Below are 15,944 nucleotides of genomic sequence, written 5' to 3'. Positions count from 1 at the left end.
GCCCGATGACCGGCCACAACCTGCTCACCGACACCCCGGAGCTCTACGAACTCCGCTTCCCCGACCCGGGGTTCGTCGCCGCCCGGTGGGCCGAGTCGGTGCTCCGCGAGCACCGCGCCGGGCCCCAGGTGCTCGACCTCGGCTGCGGTACCGGCCGGGACGCCGGCTGGCTGCACCGCGCCGCCGGGCGGGCGGTGACCGGCGTCGACAGCTCGGAGGCGATGATCCGGCACGCCCGCACCCACCACCCCGGGCCCGCCTACCACGTCGGCGACATGCGGACCTTCCGCCTGCCCGGACGCTTCGACGCCGTCCTCTGCCTGGACAGCGCCCTCCTCTACTGCCACACCAACGAGGACCTCGACGCGCTGTTCGGCCGGCTCCGCCGCCACCTGCGCCCGGGCGGCCTGCTGGTCGCCGAGCTGCGCAACGGCGCCTTCTTCCTCGGCCGCACCGACCTCCTCGACGCCCCGCGCACCGACCGCGTCACGCACGACGGCGTCACCCACACCTCGCACACCGTGCTCCGGATCGACCACGCCGCCCAGCTGCTGCGCCGCACCCGGACCTGGACGAGCGACGACGGCGCCCCGGCCGTCGTGCAGCACTCGGCCTGGCGGCTGCTCTTCCCGCAGGAGCTGCGCGGTCTGCTCGCCGCCCACGGCTTCACCGTCCTCGACCTCTACGACCGGCCCGGTCCGCGCACCGAACCGCCCTGGACCGAGGGCGCCCGGCCCGCCGACACCGCGGCGGACGACCGCCTCCACCTGGTCGCCCGGCTCCAGGGCCCGGTCGGCGACCGGCGGGGGAGGCGCCGGTGACCGCACCCGCCCTCCGGCCGACCCGGCCCGCAGGACGCGAGCGGCGCCGTCACGCCGGGTAGCCGCCCGCGCCCGGGCGGTAGCCGCACGCCCGGCGGGCCGCGCGAGCGCCGTCGCCCCTGCGCGCCGCGGCGTGCCCGGGTCGGCATGTCGGCCTAGGCTGAACCCGCCCGGGCGGCCGGTAGGCCGTGGGAGTCGGGAGGGGCCCGGCGGCCGGGCGCCGAGGAGGTGCGCGATGGGCAGCGGTGAGACCGCCAAGGTGCGCTGCGTGGCGGCCGTTCCGTGCTGGGTGAGCCTGATGGCGCGTGATCTCGACGCGGCGAAGGCGTTCTACGGGCCGCTGCTGGGCTGGGAGTTCGAGCCCGGACCGGACCGCTTCGGCCCGTACGTGCACGCGGTGGCCGGCGGCGAGGCGGTGGCCGGTCTGGGGGTCGCCGGCGGTGCCTGGCAGATGCCCGTGGCGTGGACCAGCTACTTCGGGACGGAGAGCGCCGATGCCGCCGCCGACGCCGTCCGTGAGCGCGGCGCGACCTTGGCGGTGGGCCCGCTGGCCTTCGACGCCGGGCGGGTCGCGTTCGCCGCGGACCCGGCGGGCGCGGTGTTCGGGATCTGGGAGGGCCCGCTGGGCCGGGCCCGGCGCCTGGACCTGCCGGGCGCGCCGGTCTGGATCGAGCTGCGCACGCCGGACCCGTTCGCGGCCGCGCTCTTCTACGGCGAGGTGTTCCGCTGGGACGGCCGCGATCCGGAGCACTTCGAGGTGCGCTGGGAGCACGACCGGGTGGTGCTGCGGGCCGAGGGCCACAGCGTGGCGGCCCTCGCCAGGGAGCAGGCGGGCGGCCCGACCGGGCTGTCACCGCACTGGGAGGTGTCGTTCTCGGTGCCGGACACCGACGCGGCGCTCGCCCGGGCGGAGGAACTCGGCGGCTCGGCCCTCGGGGCGGCCTTCGACTCGCCGTACGGGCGGGTGGCCCGCCTCCGGGACCCGGAGGGCGGCCGCTTCGCGGTGATCAGTCCGAAGGCCTGAGGCCCGCGCCGCCGTAGGGCCGCCGGGCGCCCTCGGGCCCGCGGCGGGCCCTGACCGGCCGGCGCGGCTACGGCCCCGGCTCGGCGGCCTCCCGCCGCCCGGCCCGCAGCCGCTCGCCGAGTTCGGCCCGGGCGGCGGCCGGCAGCGCCTTCCGGGCGAGCGGGAAGACCTGCTCCTCCTCCACCGCCAGATGCCGGCGGACGGCGTCGGCGAGGCCCTGGTACAGCGTGGCGAAGGCCGGCTCGCCCGGTCCGACCCCTTGCAGGTCGGAGAGGTACTGGCCGATCGCGAGGTGCTCGTGGATGCTCGTGAACACCACCGCCCCGCCGTCCGGCACATCGTGCTGGACGACCGGGAACAGGTACTCCTCCTCGGCGGCGCAGTGGGCGAACAGCAGGTCGGTCAGCTGCCCGACCAGCTCGCCGCGCTCGGGCGCGCCGTCCGGCGCGGCCTCGATCCGGGCGAGCAGCTCCGTCACCGCCCGGTGGTCGGCGGTGAACTCGCCGAGGATGTCAGGCCTGCGGCTCATGGCGCGCCCGCCTCTCGTCCGGTGATCCCCCCGAACACCTCCAGTATCCGGCGTCCGGCACCGGTCGGGCCGGTCGTACCACCCCGGGTGACCGGCCGGGGACCCTGGGTGTCACGTCAGGGGCGGTCGCGGCGGCCGGCGAGGGCGAGCAGCCGGGTCTGCGGGCTCGCGCCGTCCGGCACCGGCAGCGGCGGGTCGAACACTCCGCTGCCGGAGAGGTCCCCGTACCCGGCCAGCTCGCCGAGCGCGAACTCCACCAGGCCGTCCGGCAGCCGGGTGCCGTGGCCGATCGCCTCGGCGAGGTCCCAGGTGTGGACGACGGTGTCGGCGGTGAGCTGGTCCAGGTAGTACTGACCGGAGGCGTCGCCGAACGAGAGGTGGACGGTCAGCTCGGTGGCGCCGGGCACCTCGAACGCGGTGCGGGCGGCCTCGGCGGCGGCCGTCCAGGCGGCGGCCGGGTCGGCGCCGAGGACATCGCCGTCGAACCGGCCGCCGACCTCGGAGACGGTCGAGCCCATCAGCAGCTCGGGCACCCAGAGCTGCTCACCGGTGAGGTGGTTGACGAGGTCCCGCACCGACCAGTCGGTGCACGGAGTGGGCGCGTCCCACCGGTCGGGCCCGACCAGCCGGACGCGCTCGCCGAAGGCCGCCAGCGCCTCGGCGTACGGGGTGCCGGGCCGGGCCGGTCGCTGGAATTCCGTGTGAGCCATGCCTCCACCCTGCCCCGGTGCCCGGCCGGGCGCGACCGGTTGCCACGTACCGGTCGGCCGGTCCGCGTGCCCGTTCGCTCACTCCCCGCACTCGCGCCGGTTGTTCAAATTCGAACTCCCAGGTACGGTCGAACGGCGGCGGTTCGAATTTGAACGACCGGTTCGTCCGTAACCGTCCGTGACCCTTTTGCTTCGACCGACCCCGATCGATGGAGACGCGCATGCCGAGCACCAGCCCGAGCACGACCGCCCCCACCACCGCCACCGTCCTCCCGGGCCGGGCAGCCCCCGAGCCCGCGCTGACCTCGCCGCACGCCTATGACGCGGGCCTGCTCCTGCTGCGCCTCGCGCTCGGCCTGACCATGGCCGCGCACGGCAGTCAGAAGCTGTTCGGCTGGTTCGGCGGCGGTGGCCTCGACGGCACCGGTCAGTTCTTCACCATGAGCGGCTACCCGGCCGGCGACGCCATGGCCGTGGTCGCCGGCCTCACCGAGACCTTCGGCGGCCTCGCGCTCGCCGCCGGCCTGCTGACCCCGCTGGCCGCAGCCGCCATCCTGGGCACCATGGTCAACGCGCTCGCCGTCACCTGGGGCGGCGGCTTCTTCGCGCCCAAGGGCAGCGAGTACGAGCTGCTGCTCACCGCCGGCGCCGCCGCGCTCGCCCTGACCGGGCCCGGCCGGTACGCCGTGGACCGCTTCCTGCCCGTCCTGCGCGCGCACCGGCTCGCGTACGGCGCGGCCGCGGTGGTGGTCGGCCTGGTCACCGCCGGCGTCATCCTGCTGCTGCGCAAGTGATCCGCCCGGGTCCGGGGTCCGGGGGGCGGACCGCCCGATCCGTCCGACCTGCCTGACCTGCCCGGACCCGAGGGGCCGTCCGGCCCGCACGGTGACGTGCGCGGCTGCCGGCCGCTCAGCTCCCGGTAGGAGAACGGCCGTTGGGCCGAGGAATCGACTTCCTCGGCCCAACGGCCGTTCGTCGTCACCGGTCCGGGGAGCCTGCCCCGGGGTCCGGCCCGAAGGCCGGTGTCCAGGGGCTTCACACGTCATGTGATGTATGCCATTGTACATGTCACACTCCCCACCGTGTGCACGACGGAGCCACCCCACGGCGCCGTCGCAACGGTCCTCACTCCCGTCAAGGCCGCGTCTCCCCAGCGCGGTTGAAGAAGGCCCGGAGGCCCCCACGTGAGAACCGCACGACCTTTTTCACCACTGCCTCAGTTGGCCAGGCTGGTGACGATCGCCCTGGCGATGCTCCTGGCGCTCGGCCTGTTCGCCCCGCGCGGCCAGGCCGCCCCTGCCCCGGTCCCGCCCCAGCCCGGCGGCGCCCCGTCGGCCACGGCGGCCGGTCCGGCCCCGCAGCCCGGCATCGGCGCCGCCGCGCAGGGCGACGGCCAGAACCGGTCCGTCCCCGCCAGTGACCGCGCCCCGCTCTCGGCCACCGCGCCCGCGGACGCCGCCTCGACGGGGGCGGCCGCCACGTCGGCCAAGTCCGCCGGGCAGCAGTCCGCCGCCGCGACCGCCGCGGCCTGCAACGTCGGCGACTTCACCAGCCGCACCGGCAGCGCCCTGGTCCAGCAGATCAAGTCCGCCGAACTCGGCTGCGTCAACCAGCTGTTCACGCTCACCGGCACCGACGCCAACAAGGCCTTCCGCGAGGCGCAGATGGTCACCGTGGCCAACGCCCTGCGCGACACCGCCGCCGCCTACCCGGGCAACAACACCACCTCCGCCGGACAGTTGGTGCTCTTCCTGCGCGCGGGCTACTTCGTGCAGTGGTACCACCCCGCCGACGTCGGCACCTACGGCACCGCCCTGCAGACCGCGATCCGTGGCGCGCTGGACACCTTCTTCGCCAACTCCCACTCGCGTGACGTGAGTTCCGACAACTCGGGCACGCTGGGCGAGGCCGTCGTACTGATCGACAGCGCGCAGGAGAACGTCCGCTACCTGTACGTCGTCAAGCGCATGCTGGCCGACTACAACGCCGCCACCCACAACCCGGCCGGGATGGGGAACGCCCTCAACGGCGTCTTCACCGTGCTGTGGCGCGGCCACCAGATCCCCGCGTTCGTCTCGGCCGTCCAGGCCGACCCGAGCGTGCTGGACTCGCTGTACGGCTTCGCCGGCGCCAACAACGCCCTGCTCGGCGGTGACTACGGCTTCCTGGTCTACAACGCCACCCGCGAGATGGGCCGCTTCCTCCAGTACGCCCCGCTGCAGGCCAAGGACCGCCCGCTGGTCAAGGGCCTGGTCGACCAGTCATCGGTCGGCGGCCGCACCGCCTACCAGTGGGCCGCCGCCGCCGAGATGACGGCCGCCTACGACGCCGCCAACTGCTCGTACTACGGCACCTGCGACGCCGCCAACCGCCTCAAGGCGGCCAATCTGACGGTCAGCTACACCTGCAGCCCGAGCATCAAGATCCTCGCCCAGGCCCTGGACTCCACCCAGCTGTCCACCGCCTGTACCAGCCTGACCGGCCAGGACGCCTACTTCCACTCCGTGGTCCGCGACGGCGGCCCGGTGGCCAACGACCGGAACACCACCATCGAGGTCGTGGTCTTCCACGGCCGCTTCGACTACGGCGTGTTCGCCGCGATCATCTACGGCATCAACACCAACAACGGCGGCATGTACCTGGAGGGCGACCCGGCCGCGGTCGGCAACCAGCCGCGCTTCCTCGCCTACGAGGCCGAGTGGGTGCGTCCGGACTTCCAGATCTGGAACCTCAATCACGAGTACACCCACTACCTGGACGGCCGGTTCGACATGGCCGGCGACTTCAACGCCGGGATGACCACGCCGACCGTCTGGTGGGTCGAGGGCTTCGCCGAGTACGTCTCCTACTCGTACCGCAAGGTGTCGTACGACGCGGCGATGTCCGCCGCCGGCCTGCACACCTACAGCCTGAGCACGCTCTTCGACACCACGTACGACAACGCCGACCAGACCCGCGTCTACAACTGGGGCTACCTGGCCGTCCGTTACATGCTGGAGAAGCACCGCGCGGACATGGACGCGGTGCTCGCCAAGTACCGCGCCGGGGACTGGAACGGCGCCCGCGGCTACCTGACCTCCACCATCGGCACCCGCTACAACGCCGACTTCGACGCCTGGCTGACCGCCTGCGCGGCCGGCTCCTGCGGCACCGGCACCGACCCGGGCGGCAACCAGGCGCCCACAGCGGCCTTCACGACCGCGACCGGCGAGCTGAGCGTCACCTTCGTCGACCGCTCCACCGACAAGGACGGCACGATCGCCTCCCGCGCGTGGAACTTCGGTGACGGCACCACCTCCACCGCCGCCAACCCGACCAAGACCTACGGCGCGGACGGCACCTACACCGTCACCCTGACCGTGACCGACGACAAGGGCGCCACCGCGAGCACCAGCCGGGCGGTCACCGTCTCGCGGATGCCCGAGTGCTCCGCCGCCGACACCCGCCTGCTCGACCGGAACTGCCGGCGCAGCAACCTGGCGGCGACCACCGGCAACTACGCCCACTTCTACCTCTACATCCCGGCCGGGACGAAGCAGCTGAAGCTGACCAGCACCGGCGGCACCGGCAACGCCGACCTCTACTTCAACACCGCCTCGTGGGCGTACACCAACGCCTACACGGCCCGGTCGGTCAACGCCTCCAACAACACCGAGACCCTCACCATCGACAACCCGCCCGCGGGTTACGTCTACGCCAGCCTCTACGCCCAGCAGGGCTTCGGCGGCGCGAACATCAAGGCCGAGTTCTGATCGGCCCCGGATGACCGGAGGCCCCGGGGGAGCGCGTGCGGCGCTCCGCCGGGGCCTCCCGCGTGGGCCCGGCGGCTGATCGCGCCGGGGCTACCCGGCGACCCGGACCAGGGCCATCGTGATGTTGTCCGGCCCGCCGGCCTCGATCGCCGCCCTCCAGAGGTCGTAGACCGCGCGCCCGTCGGCCCGTTCCGATCCTTCGGCGGAGCCCGTCAGCAGCGCCGACAGCTCCTCCTCCGGCACCGGATCGGTCAGGCCGTCGCTGCACACCAGGTACCGGTCACCGACCGCCAGCGGCATGCCGCGCACATGCGGTTCGACGAAGGTCAGGCCGAACGAGCCGCCGAGCGACTGGGTGATCAGCGAGGTGGTCCGCCGCCCGGGGGCCGGCGGCGGACTGTCGTCCACGCTGATCCGCCGCAGGCCGTCCCGCTCCACCCGGTAGACCCGGCTGTCGCCGACGTTGAAGGCGACGATCCGCTCGGGGAGCAGCACCACACCCGCCACCGTCGTGCCCATCGCGGCGAGTTCCGGATCCTCGGTCGCCGCGGCGTACACCGCCTGGTTGCAGGACTGCAGGGCCTCCCGGACGGTCTCCTCGCCCTCCAGGCCCGGCCCGGCGGTGGCCAGCCGCCGGGCCACCAGCGCGCTCGCCACCTCGCCCCCCGGGTGCCCGCCGAGCCCGTCCGCCACCGCGACCACGCAGGGCGGTCCGGTCGGGAAGAGCAGGGTCTGCGGGTTGCCGGTCACGGTCGCGCAGAGCGTCCACGGCCCGACCGTCAGGCTGTCCTCGTTGTGTTCGCGCACCAGGCCCTCGTGGCTCAGCGCGCTCACCGCGATGTAGGCCGCCATCGGCTCGCCGCCCTTCCGGGACTCCGGGTCGGCCGTCCTTGCTCCTCCCATTGTCCCGCCGGCCCGGGAAACCGCCCGGTCCGCCCCGGGGCCCTCAAGGCCTGCCCGGCCCGTGTGCCGGTACGGCCCCGCACCCGTGCGGTCCTGGGCGGCCCGCGGGGCGCGCAGGGGAATACCGGCGGATCGGCCGGTGCTAAGGTGGTTGAAACTTTGACGATCGGATCCCGCGCCCCGGGATTCACCAGGAGTGTGGTGAGCAGCATGCAGTTCGGAATCTTCACCGTCGGCGACGTCACCCCCGACCCGACCACCGGCCGCACCCCGACCGAGCATGAGCGGATCAAGGCGATGGTGGCCATCGCCCGCAAGGCCGAGGAGGTCGGCCTGGACGTCTTCGCGACCGGCGAGCACCACAACCCGCCGTTCGTGCCGTCCTCGCCGACGACCATGCTCGGCTACATAGCCGCGCGGACCGAACGCATCATCCTCTCCACCTCGACCACGCTGATCACCACGAACGACCCGGTGAAGATCGCCGAGGACTTCGCGATGCTCCAGCACCTCGCGGACGGCCGGGTCGACCTCATGATGGGCCGCGGCAACACCGGCCCGGTGTACCCGTGGTTCGGCAAGGACATCCGCCAGGGCATCCCGCTGGCGGTCGAGAACTACGCGCTGCTGCACCAGCTGTGGCGCGAGGACGTGGTGGACTGGTCGGGCCGCTTCCGCACCCCGCTGCAGTCCTTCACCTCCACCCCGCGCCCGCTGGACGGCGTCGCGCCGTTCGTCTGGCACGGCTCGATCCGCAGCCCGGAGATCGCCGAGCAGGCCGCCTACTACGGTGACGGCTTCTTCGCGAACAACATCTTCTGGCCCAAGGAGCACTTCCAGAAGCTGGTCGACCTCTACCGCGAGCGCTACGCCCACTACGGGCACGGCACGGCGGAACAGGCCTACGTCGGGCTCGGCGGCCAGCTGTTCATGCGGAAGAACTCGCAGGACGCGGTGCGCGAGTTCCGCCCGTACTTCGACAACGCGCCGGTGTACGGCCACGGCCCCTCGCTGGAGGAGTTCACCGAGCAGACCCCGCTCACCGTGGGCAGCCCGCAGGAGGTCATCGAGAAGACGCTGACCTTCCGCGAGTCGTTCGGCGACTACCAGCGCCAGCTGTTCCTGATGGACCACGCCGGCCTGCCGCTGAAGACCGTGCTGGAGCAGCTGGACCTGCTGGGAGAGGAGGTCGTGCCGGTGCTGCGCGAGGAGTTCGCCAAGGGCCGCCCGGCGGGCGTCCCGGACGGGCCGACGCACGCGGCCCGGGTCGCGGCCGCACTCGCCGCGCAGCAGGAGACGACGGAGGTGGCCGAGTGAGCACGTACCGACTGGCGGTGGTGACCGCCGGGCTGAGCAAGCCGTCCTCGACGCGCCTGCTGGCCGACCGGCTGACCGAGGCGACGGTCCGTCAGCTCGGCGCGGCAGGCGGCGCGGTGGACGTCACGGTGATCGAACTGCGGGACCTCGCGACCGACATCGCGCACAACTTCGTGACCGGGTTCCCGGGTGCGGCCCTGCGCGAGGCGGTCGAGGCGGTGACGCGCGCCGACGGCCTGATCGCCGTGACGCCGATCTTCACCGCCTCCTACAGCGGCCTGTTCAAGTCCTTCTTCGACGTGATCGACCACGACGTCCTCGCCGGGAAGCCGGTGCTGATCGCCGCCACCGGCGGCACTCCCCGGCACTCGCTCGCCCTGGAGCACGCCGTCCGGCCGCTCTTCGCCTACCTGCGCTCGGTGGTCGTCCCCACCGCGGTGTACGCGGCGACGGACGACTGGGGCGCGACCGGGGACCGGCACACCGACGGCCTGCAGGGCCGGATCGACCGGGCGGCCGGCGAGCTGGCCACCCTGCTGGCCGGCCGCCCGCCGACAGCGGCGCCGTCACCGGCCGACACGCCGGCCGTGGTGCCGTTCGCCGAGCAACTGGCCGCCCTCCGGGCCTGACGGCACGAACGGGCGACGGCCGGAGCGGGACGAGAGCCGGAGCGGGACGAGGGGCGGGCCGAGTGGGCCGCCCCTTACGGGGGCGTCCGCCGGGCCGTGGCGCTGGGCCGGACGGGTGCGTGTTGATCGCGCCCTAATGTCCACTATGCGGTGTAATCGTACACATGATCAGATCACTGCCGGTCCGTCATGCTCCGAGCGCGGAGCCGCTCCGCCCCGCCGGCCGTCCGGTCGCGGACCGCCGGACCGGGCGGGGAAGCACGCGGGAACCCTGAGGTGGAGACCGTCATGCCGCCCGACAGCCCGAACGCGCCCGCCGGGGAGCCGCAGGCCGTCCTCACCCCGCTGACCAACGTCGCGATCTTCCTGGTGCTCACCATCGACCCCGGCGGTGAGCAGGCCGTCCGCGACCTGCTGCCCGACCTCGCCGGCCTGCGGCGCTCGGTCGGCTTCCGGGCCCCCGACGCCGGGCTGACCTGCGTCACCGGCATCGGCTCCGACGCCTGGGACCGCCTCTTCGCCGGCCCCAGGCCCGCCGGGCTCCACCCGTTCCGGGAGGTGGCGGGCGCCCGTCACCGGGCCCCCGCCACCCCCGGCGACCTGCTGCTCCACCTGCGGGCCACCCGGTTGGACCTCTGCTTCGAACTGGCCGGCCAGCTCACCCGCCGGCTGTCCGGTGCCGCCACCGTCGTCGACTCCGTCCACGGCTTCCGCTACTTCGACGACCGCGACCTGCTGGGCTTCGTCGACGGTACCGAGAACCCCGAGGGGCGGGCGGCCGCGGCGGCCGTGGTGGTCGGCGCGGAGGACCCGGGGTTCGCCGGCGGCAGCTACGTCGTCGTCCAGAAGTACCTGCACGACCTCACCGCCTGGAACACCCTCCCGGTGGAGCAGCAGGAACGGGCCGTCGGCCGCACCAAGCTCACCGACATCGAGCTGGACGACGCGACCAAGCCCGCCGACTCGCACGTCGCCCTCACCACGATCACCGGCCCCGACGGTGAGGAGCGGCAGATCATGCGCTTCAACATGGCGTTCGGATCCTTCGACGGCGGCGGCGAGTTCGGGACGTACTTCATCGGTTACGCGCGCACGCCCGAGGTGACGGAGGAGATGCTGCGCAACATGTTCGTCGGCCGCCCGCCGGGCAGTCACGACCGGCTGCTCGACTTCTCCACGGCGGTGACCGGCTCGCTCTTCTTCGTCCCGACCGCCGAGTTCCTCGACGGGCCGCCGGCCGCGCCCGCTCCCGCCGGCGCCCCGGCCGAGGTCACCGCCGCCAGTACCGCCACCGCCAGTACCGCCACCGACACCGCCAGTACCGCCACCGCCCCCTCCGCCGCCGACGGCTCGCTCGGCATCGGCAGCCTGAAAGGGACCCCTCCGTCATGAGCAATCTGCACCGCGACCTGGCCCCCGTCTCCGCCGCGGCCTGGGAGGAGATCGAGGAGGAGGCCCGGCAGACCTTCAAGCTCCACATCGCCGGCCGCCGGGTGGTGGACCTGAGCGGCCCCGAGGGCACCACCCTCGCCGCCGTCGGCACCGGCCACCTGACCGGCATCACCCCGCCCGCCGACGGGGTGCTCGCCCACGCCCGCGACTCCCAGCCCGTCGTCGAGCTCCAGGTACCCTTCACCGTCAGCCGCGCCGCCGTCGACGACGTCGAGCGCGGCTCCCGCGACTCCGACTGGCAGCCGGTCAAGGACGCGGCCCGCACCATCGCCCTCGCCGAGGACCGCGCCGTCTTCGAGGGGTACCGGGCCGCCGCCATCGAGGGCATCCGCGCCGGTGCGAGCAACCCGGCGATCCAGCTCCCGGCGGACGTCCGCGAATACCCGAACGCGGTGGCGAGGGCGCTCTCCGCGCTGCGCCTCGCCGGAGTCGGCGGGCCCTACGCGCTGCTGCTCGGCGCCGACGCCTTCACCGCGGTCAGCGAGACCAGCGACCACGGCTACCCGGTGGCGGCGCACATCGCCCGGCTTCTCGACGGCGAGATCATCTGGGCCCCGGCCATCGAGGGCGCCTTCCTGCTGTCGGCCCGTGGCGGGGACTTCGAACTCGTCCTGGGCCAGGACATCTCGGTCGGCTACCTCTCCCACACCGCCGACTCGGTCGACCTCTACCTCCAGGAGTCGCTGACCTTCCGTCTCTACACGGCCGAGGCCGCCGTCGCCCTGGTCGGCCGGAGCCTGTCCGACCTGCCCTAGCGGAGCCGGGCGGCCGAGCGGACCAGCCGGGCGGCCGCCACCACCGGGAGGGCCAGGGTCACCAGGAGCGCGATCGTCACCGTGCGCGCGCTCAGGCCACCGAGCACCACCGAGAGCACTGCCGCGACCACCGGGAGGACCAGGACGGGCGAGAGCGCGAGCAGCGTCGCCTCCCGCTTCTCCCGCCGGGACCACTGCGGGGACTTCCACAACCGGACGAGCCCGACGACCGCGGCGACCAGTCCCAGCGGCGCCCCGATCACCGGGACGAGCGCGGCCGGCAGCGGTACGGCGATCAGGGCGGCGGTGACCGCGGTCCGCCCGCCGCTCTCCGGCACCGGCCGGTCGTCGCCCGGTTCCTCCGCCAGCGCGGCCGCCGCGATCTCGCCGGGCGCCCCCAGCTGGTCCAGTACGCCGCGCACGCCGCCCCCGTCGAGGTGGCCGGCGTCCGCCAGTGCCACCTCGATGTGCTCGCGCAGGTCCGCCAGCAGCTCCCGGCGGTGGAGCTCGGGAAGCGCGGCCGTCAGCGCCTCGACCGAGGAGAGGTAGTCCCGTACGAGGGGGTGGGCGAGGGTGTCCGTCACGGCGTCTCTCCAGGGGTGAGGAAGTGGTCGACGGCGGCGCGGAAGGAGGGCCAGCTCGTGGTGAACTCCTCCAGCGCGCTCCGGCCGGCGTCGGTCAGCGTGTAGTACCTGCGCGGCGGCCCGCTCTCGGAGTCCCGCAGGTGGGTGTCGGCGAGCCCGGTCCGCCGGAGGCGGGACAGCAGGGGGTAGATCGTGCCCTGGCTGGTGGCCATCACCTCGACCCGGGCGAGCTCCGCCAGCAGCTCCACGCCGTAGCGGGGTCCGTCCCGGAGCAGGGCCAGGACGCAGTACTCCAGCACCCCCTTGCGGAGTTGGCTCGCCACGGGCCCGTCCGCCGCGGGGATGCTTGCATTGCCAGCTACCATGCAAAGCAAGGTAGCACGCAGGGCGTGATGGCCGCAGCACGCCGCGAGCGTCCGGCCCGGTCGGGAGCCGCCGGACGGGTGGCCCCGGCGGAGGCCCGCCCGGAGGGTCCGGTGGATTCCGCGCGGGGTCCTGGACGATGCTCGCGGGCGCCCGGGGTGCCCCCGGGCTCCCCGGCGACGGGCGAAGGGTACTGAGTTCCTTTACGCGGGGTACTGAGTGCCGTATTCTCTGAGGCGAGCCTCTGACGCCAGTCGAAGAGAGCCGACACGGCATGCCGGTCCAGGTGGCGCCCGCTCCGCGTGCGGCGCGGCCGGGCCGGACTTGGCACTCAGTACCCTGGGCATGACCTGAGGCCATGGACCAGTGCACCCGTATCAGGAGAACCGCTCATGAGCTTGAGGATCGTTGTCTGTGTGAAGTACGTGCCGGACGCGACGGGTGACCGTCGTTTCGCGGACGACCACACCACCGACCGGGAGGGTGTGGACGGCCTTCTGTCGGAGCTGGACGAGTACGGCGTGGAGCAGGCGCTGCGGATCTCCGAGGCGCACGGCGATGCCGAGGTGACGGTGCTGACGGTGGGGCCGGACGACGCCAAGGACGCGCTGCGCAAGGCGCTGTCGATGGGTGCGGACAAGGCCGTGCACGTGAACGACGACGACATCCACGGTACGGATGTGATCGGGACGTCGGCGGTGGTGGCGAAGGCGCTGGAGAAGACCGGGTTCGACCTGGTGATCGGTGGTATGGCGTCGACGGACGGCACGATGGGTGTGCTGCCGGCGCTGCTGGCGGAGCGGCTGGGTGTGCCGCAGCTGACGCTGCTGTCGGAGGTGTCGGTCGAGGGCGGTGTGGTGAAGGGCCGTCGTGACGGTGACGCGGCGACGGAGCTGGTGGAGGCGGCGCTGCCGGCGGTGGTGTCGGTGACGGACCAGTCGGGTGAGGCGCGGTACCCGTCGTTCAAGGGCATCATGGCGGCGAAGAAGAAGCCGGTGCAGTCGTTCGACCTGGACGATCTGGGCATCGAGGCCGGTGAGGTCGGTCTGGCGGGTGCGTGGACGGCGGTGGAGTCGGTGACGGCGCGTCCGGCGCGGACGGCCGGCACGGTCGTCAAGGACGAGGGTGAGGGCGGCAAGCAGCTCGCCGCGTTCCTCGCCGAGCAGAAGTTCATCTGAGCCTCCGCCCCCCATCACGAGCCCACAGCGAAGTACGGAGACATTGAGCAATGGCTGAGATTCTCGTCCTGGTGGACCACGCCGACGGTGCGGTCCGCAAGCCGGCCCTCGAACTGCTGACCCTGGCCCGCCGGATCGGCGAGCCGTCGGCGGTCGTGCTGGGCGCCGGTGCGGCCGCGGCCGACCTGGCCGCCAAGGCCGGCGAGTTCGGTGCGGCGAAGGTGTACGTCGCGGACGGCGCGGAGTTCGCCGACCAGCTGGTCGTCCCGAAGGTGGACGCGCTGGCCCAGATCGCCAAGGCGACCGGTGCCGCGGCGGTGCTGGTCACCTCCTCCGGGGAGGGCAAGGAGGTCGCCGCGCGGGTCGCGCTGCGGATCGGCTCCGGCATCATCACCGACGCCGTCGACCTCCGGGCCGGCGCCGACGGCCCGGTCGCCACCCAGGCCGTCTTCGCCGCCTCGTACACCGTCGACTCGCGCGTCAGCAACGGCGCCCCGGTCATCACGGTGAAGCCGAACGCGGTGGCCCCCGAGGCCGCTCCGGCCGCGGGCGCGGTGGAGAACGTCACCGTCGAGTTCACCGGCAACGCCGCCAAGGTCACCTCGCGCACCCCGCGGGTCTCCTCGGGGCGCCCGGAGCTGACCGAGGCCGCGATCGTGGTCTCCGGCGGCCGCGGCGTCGGCGAGGCGGCCGGCTTCGGCGTGGTCGAGGAGCTGGCCGACGCGCTGGGCGCGGCCGTCGGTGCCTCGCGCGCCGCCGTCGACGCCGGCTGGTACCCGCACAGCAACCAGGTCGGCCAGACCGGCAAGCAGGTCTCCCCGCAGCTGTACGTGGCCAACGGCATCTCGGGTGCCATCCAGCACCGGGCCGGCATGCAGACCTCGAAGACCATCGTGGCCGTCAACAAGGACCCGGAGGCCCCGATCTTCGAGCTGGCGGACTACGGCGTGGTCGGCGACCTCTTCGCCGTGCTGCCGCAGCTCACCGGCGAGGTCCAGGCCCGCAAGGGCTGACCGCACGACCGAGCACGACGCGCCGGAGGGCGTGGCACCGAGTACCCGGTGCCACGCCCTCCGGCGTATCCGCTGCTGCCCCGCGCGGCGTGCGTCCCGCAGGTGGTCCAGGCCTGCTCCGCGACGCCCGCGGCACGTGTGCGGACTACTCGGCGCAGGCCGCCAGGTGCTGGGTGAAGCCGCCCTGGTTCGGCGGCAGCGGGCGCGGCTCGACGGGCTGCACCCGCTCGGGCTCCTCCTGCGGCAGCAGCGTGAGCTCCGGCTGGTCGGAGTCGGGGGCCGGGGTCAGCCGGACCCGGGTGCCCACCGGGACGGTGCTGCGCAGACCGCTGACGATGCACCAGACGTCGAAGCCCTCGGCCATCCGGATCAGCGACTTCTGCCGGGCCAGGGGCGTCCTGGCCTGCTCGACGGCGCACCGGCGCACCACGCCGGTGCCCTGGCTGCGCTCCAGGCGCAGGTCGGTGGAGCCGCAGGTGGGGCAGAGCAGCCGCTGGAAGGTCGGGTTGCTGCACCACGTACAGCGCTGGAAGTACAGCGGGGTGCTGTCGATGTCGGCGTCGATGGCTGAGTGGACCACGGTGTCATCTCCCTGCACTCGGACTGGGCTGCCGGCTCGCTGTGCGTCGCCGGCGTACGGCCGGCGGGCGGCCGGGGTGTGTCCTCGGCGTACGTCCGCGATACGGCCTCCGTACGCCAGCAAAAGGATAGGGAACTCAGTACCGCCCTGGGAAGGCACTGAGTTCCCTTTTTGCTACGCGCATGCATAATGAAGGGTACTGAGTACCGTCGCGAAACAGGAGTGCCGATCATGAGCCAGGACTTCGATCTCTTCCGGATCTCCGAGGAGCACGAGATGCTGCGTGAGGCGGTGCGTTCGCTGGCCGAGGCGAAGATCGCTCCGTTCGCGGCGG

16 protein-coding genes are annotated in these 15,944 nt (G+C 73.4%); 10 read left to right on the top strand and 6 right to left on the bottom strand.

Annotated features, from left to right (window positions below):
• Positions 1-5 precede the first annotated feature (5 nt).
• Positions 6-821, top strand: coding sequence for a class I SAM-dependent methyltransferase (locus tag ACIF6L_RS35140; RefSeq protein ID WP_396491656.1), 816 nt, complete (start codon positions 6-8; stop codon positions 819-821).
• A 235-nt stretch (positions 822-1,056) separates the two neighbouring features.
• Positions 1,057-1,845 (top strand): VOC family protein, encoded by a 789-nt coding sequence (locus ACIF6L_RS35135; protein WP_396491655.1) that lies wholly within the window; start codon positions 1,057-1,059, stop codon positions 1,843-1,845.
• A gap of 67 nt (positions 1,846-1,912) precedes the next feature.
• Here ACIF6L_RS35135 and ACIF6L_RS35130 read toward each other — a convergent pair whose 3' ends face one another.
• Both ACIF6L_RS35130 and ACIF6L_RS35125 read right to left on the bottom strand, forming a co-directional pair.
• Entirely contained in the window at positions 1,913-2,374 is a 462-nt protein-coding gene (locus tag ACIF6L_RS35130; protein WP_329486981.1) for a hemerythrin domain-containing protein, read from the bottom strand.
• Positions 2,375-2,490: 116 nt separating this feature from the next.
• The gene (locus ACIF6L_RS35125) at positions 2,491-3,084 is read right to left on the bottom strand and encodes a TIGR03086 family metal-binding protein (RefSeq protein WP_380390568.1); all 594 of its coding nucleotides are present in this window, start codon (positions 3,082-3,084) and stop codon (positions 2,491-2,493) included.
• Positions 3,085-3,305: 221 nt separating this feature from the next.
• On the opposite strand from ACIF6L_RS35125, the gene ACIF6L_RS35120 reads away from it, so the two are divergent.
• On the top strand, positions 3,306-3,878 hold the full coding sequence (locus tag ACIF6L_RS35120; protein WP_329486979.1) for a DoxX family membrane protein: 573 nt from the start codon (positions 3,306-3,308) through the stop codon (positions 3,876-3,878).
• A 456-nt stretch (positions 3,879-4,334) separates the two neighbouring features.
• Positions 4,335-6,836: a collagenase gene (locus ACIF6L_RS35115; RefSeq protein ID WP_396491711.1), complete on the top strand. Its 2,502-nt coding sequence runs from the start codon at positions 4,335-4,337 to the stop codon at positions 6,834-6,836.
• A gap of 90 nt (positions 6,837-6,926) precedes the next feature.
• Here the strand turns inward: ACIF6L_RS35115 and ACIF6L_RS35110 are convergent, their stop codons facing one another.
• Positions 6,927-7,688 (bottom strand): PP2C family protein-serine/threonine phosphatase, encoded by a 762-nt coding sequence (locus tag ACIF6L_RS35110; RefSeq protein WP_396491654.1) that lies wholly within the window; start codon positions 7,686-7,688, stop codon positions 6,927-6,929.
• Between the two features lie 261 nt (positions 7,689-7,949).
• On the opposite strand from ACIF6L_RS35110, the gene ACIF6L_RS35105 reads away from it, so the two are divergent.
• The 4 genes from ACIF6L_RS35105 to ACIF6L_RS35090 all read left to right on the top strand — a co-directional run bounded on the left by ACIF6L_RS35105 (position 7,950) and on the right by ACIF6L_RS35090 (position 11,892).
• Positions 7,950-9,056 carry an LLM class flavin-dependent oxidoreductase gene (locus tag ACIF6L_RS35105; protein WP_396491653.1) on the top strand — a complete coding sequence of 369 codons (1,107 nt, stop codon included), beginning with the start codon at positions 7,950-7,952 and terminating at the stop codon, positions 9,054-9,056.
• Entirely contained in the window at positions 9,053-9,685 is a 633-nt protein-coding gene (locus tag ACIF6L_RS35100) for an FMN reductase (protein ID WP_396491652.1), read from the top strand. Before ACIF6L_RS35105 ends, ACIF6L_RS35100 begins: the two co-directional genes overlap by 4 nt.
• A 288-nt stretch (positions 9,686-9,973) precedes the next feature.
• Positions 9,974-11,077 (top strand): Dyp-type peroxidase, encoded by a 1,104-nt coding sequence (locus ACIF6L_RS35095; protein ID WP_396491651.1) that lies wholly within the window; start codon positions 9,974-9,976, stop codon positions 11,075-11,077.
• Positions 11,074-11,892: a family 1 encapsulin nanocompartment shell protein gene (locus tag ACIF6L_RS35090; RefSeq protein WP_396491650.1), complete on the top strand. Its 819-nt coding sequence runs from the start codon at positions 11,074-11,076 to the stop codon at positions 11,890-11,892. The genes ACIF6L_RS35095 and ACIF6L_RS35090 overlap by 4 nt, the downstream gene beginning before the upstream one ends.
• Here the strand turns inward: ACIF6L_RS35090 and ACIF6L_RS35085 are convergent.
• Both ACIF6L_RS35085 and ACIF6L_RS35080 read right to left on the bottom strand, forming a co-directional pair.
• Positions 11,889-12,476: an HAAS signaling domain-containing protein gene (locus ACIF6L_RS35085; RefSeq protein ID WP_396491649.1), complete on the bottom strand. Its 588-nt coding sequence runs from the start codon at positions 12,474-12,476 to the stop codon at positions 11,889-11,891. The two genes, ACIF6L_RS35090 and ACIF6L_RS35085, sit on opposite strands and share 4 nt — an antisense overlap.
• Positions 12,473-12,841 carry a PadR family transcriptional regulator gene (locus ACIF6L_RS35080; protein WP_329486972.1) on the bottom strand — a complete coding sequence of 123 codons (369 nt, stop codon included), beginning with the start codon at positions 12,839-12,841 and terminating at the stop codon, positions 12,473-12,475. Before ACIF6L_RS35080 ends, ACIF6L_RS35085 begins: the two co-directional genes overlap by 4 nt.
• Before the next feature lie 390 nt (positions 12,842-13,231).
• Here ACIF6L_RS35080 and ACIF6L_RS35075 point away from each other — a divergent pair, with 390 nt between their 5' ends.
• The gene (locus ACIF6L_RS35075) at positions 13,232-14,017 is read left to right on the top strand and encodes an electron transfer flavoprotein subunit beta/FixA family protein (protein ID WP_329490785.1); all 786 of its coding nucleotides are present in this window, start codon (positions 13,232-13,234) and stop codon (positions 14,015-14,017) included.
• A gap of 50 nt (positions 14,018-14,067) precedes the next feature.
• Positions 14,068-15,030 (top strand): electron transfer flavoprotein subunit alpha/FixB family protein, encoded by a 963-nt coding sequence (locus ACIF6L_RS35070; protein ID WP_396492646.1) that lies wholly within the window; start codon positions 14,068-14,070, stop codon positions 15,028-15,030.
• A 145-nt stretch (positions 15,031-15,175) separates the two neighbouring features.
• Here the strand turns inward: ACIF6L_RS35070 and ACIF6L_RS35065 are convergent, their stop codons facing one another.
• Positions 15,176-15,610, bottom strand: a complete 435-nt coding sequence (locus tag ACIF6L_RS35065; RefSeq protein ID WP_329486969.1) for a hypothetical protein — start codon at positions 15,608-15,610, stop codon at positions 15,176-15,178.
• Positions 15,611-15,944 lie beyond the last annotated feature (334 nt).

Source organism: Kitasatospora sp. NPDC086009, from assembly GCF_044540385.1.
In the GTDB taxonomy this organism is placed as follows: domain Bacteria; phylum Actinomycetota; class Actinomycetes; order Streptomycetales; family Streptomycetaceae; genus Kitasatospora.
This window is presented reverse-complemented; position numbering and strand designations above follow the sequence as displayed.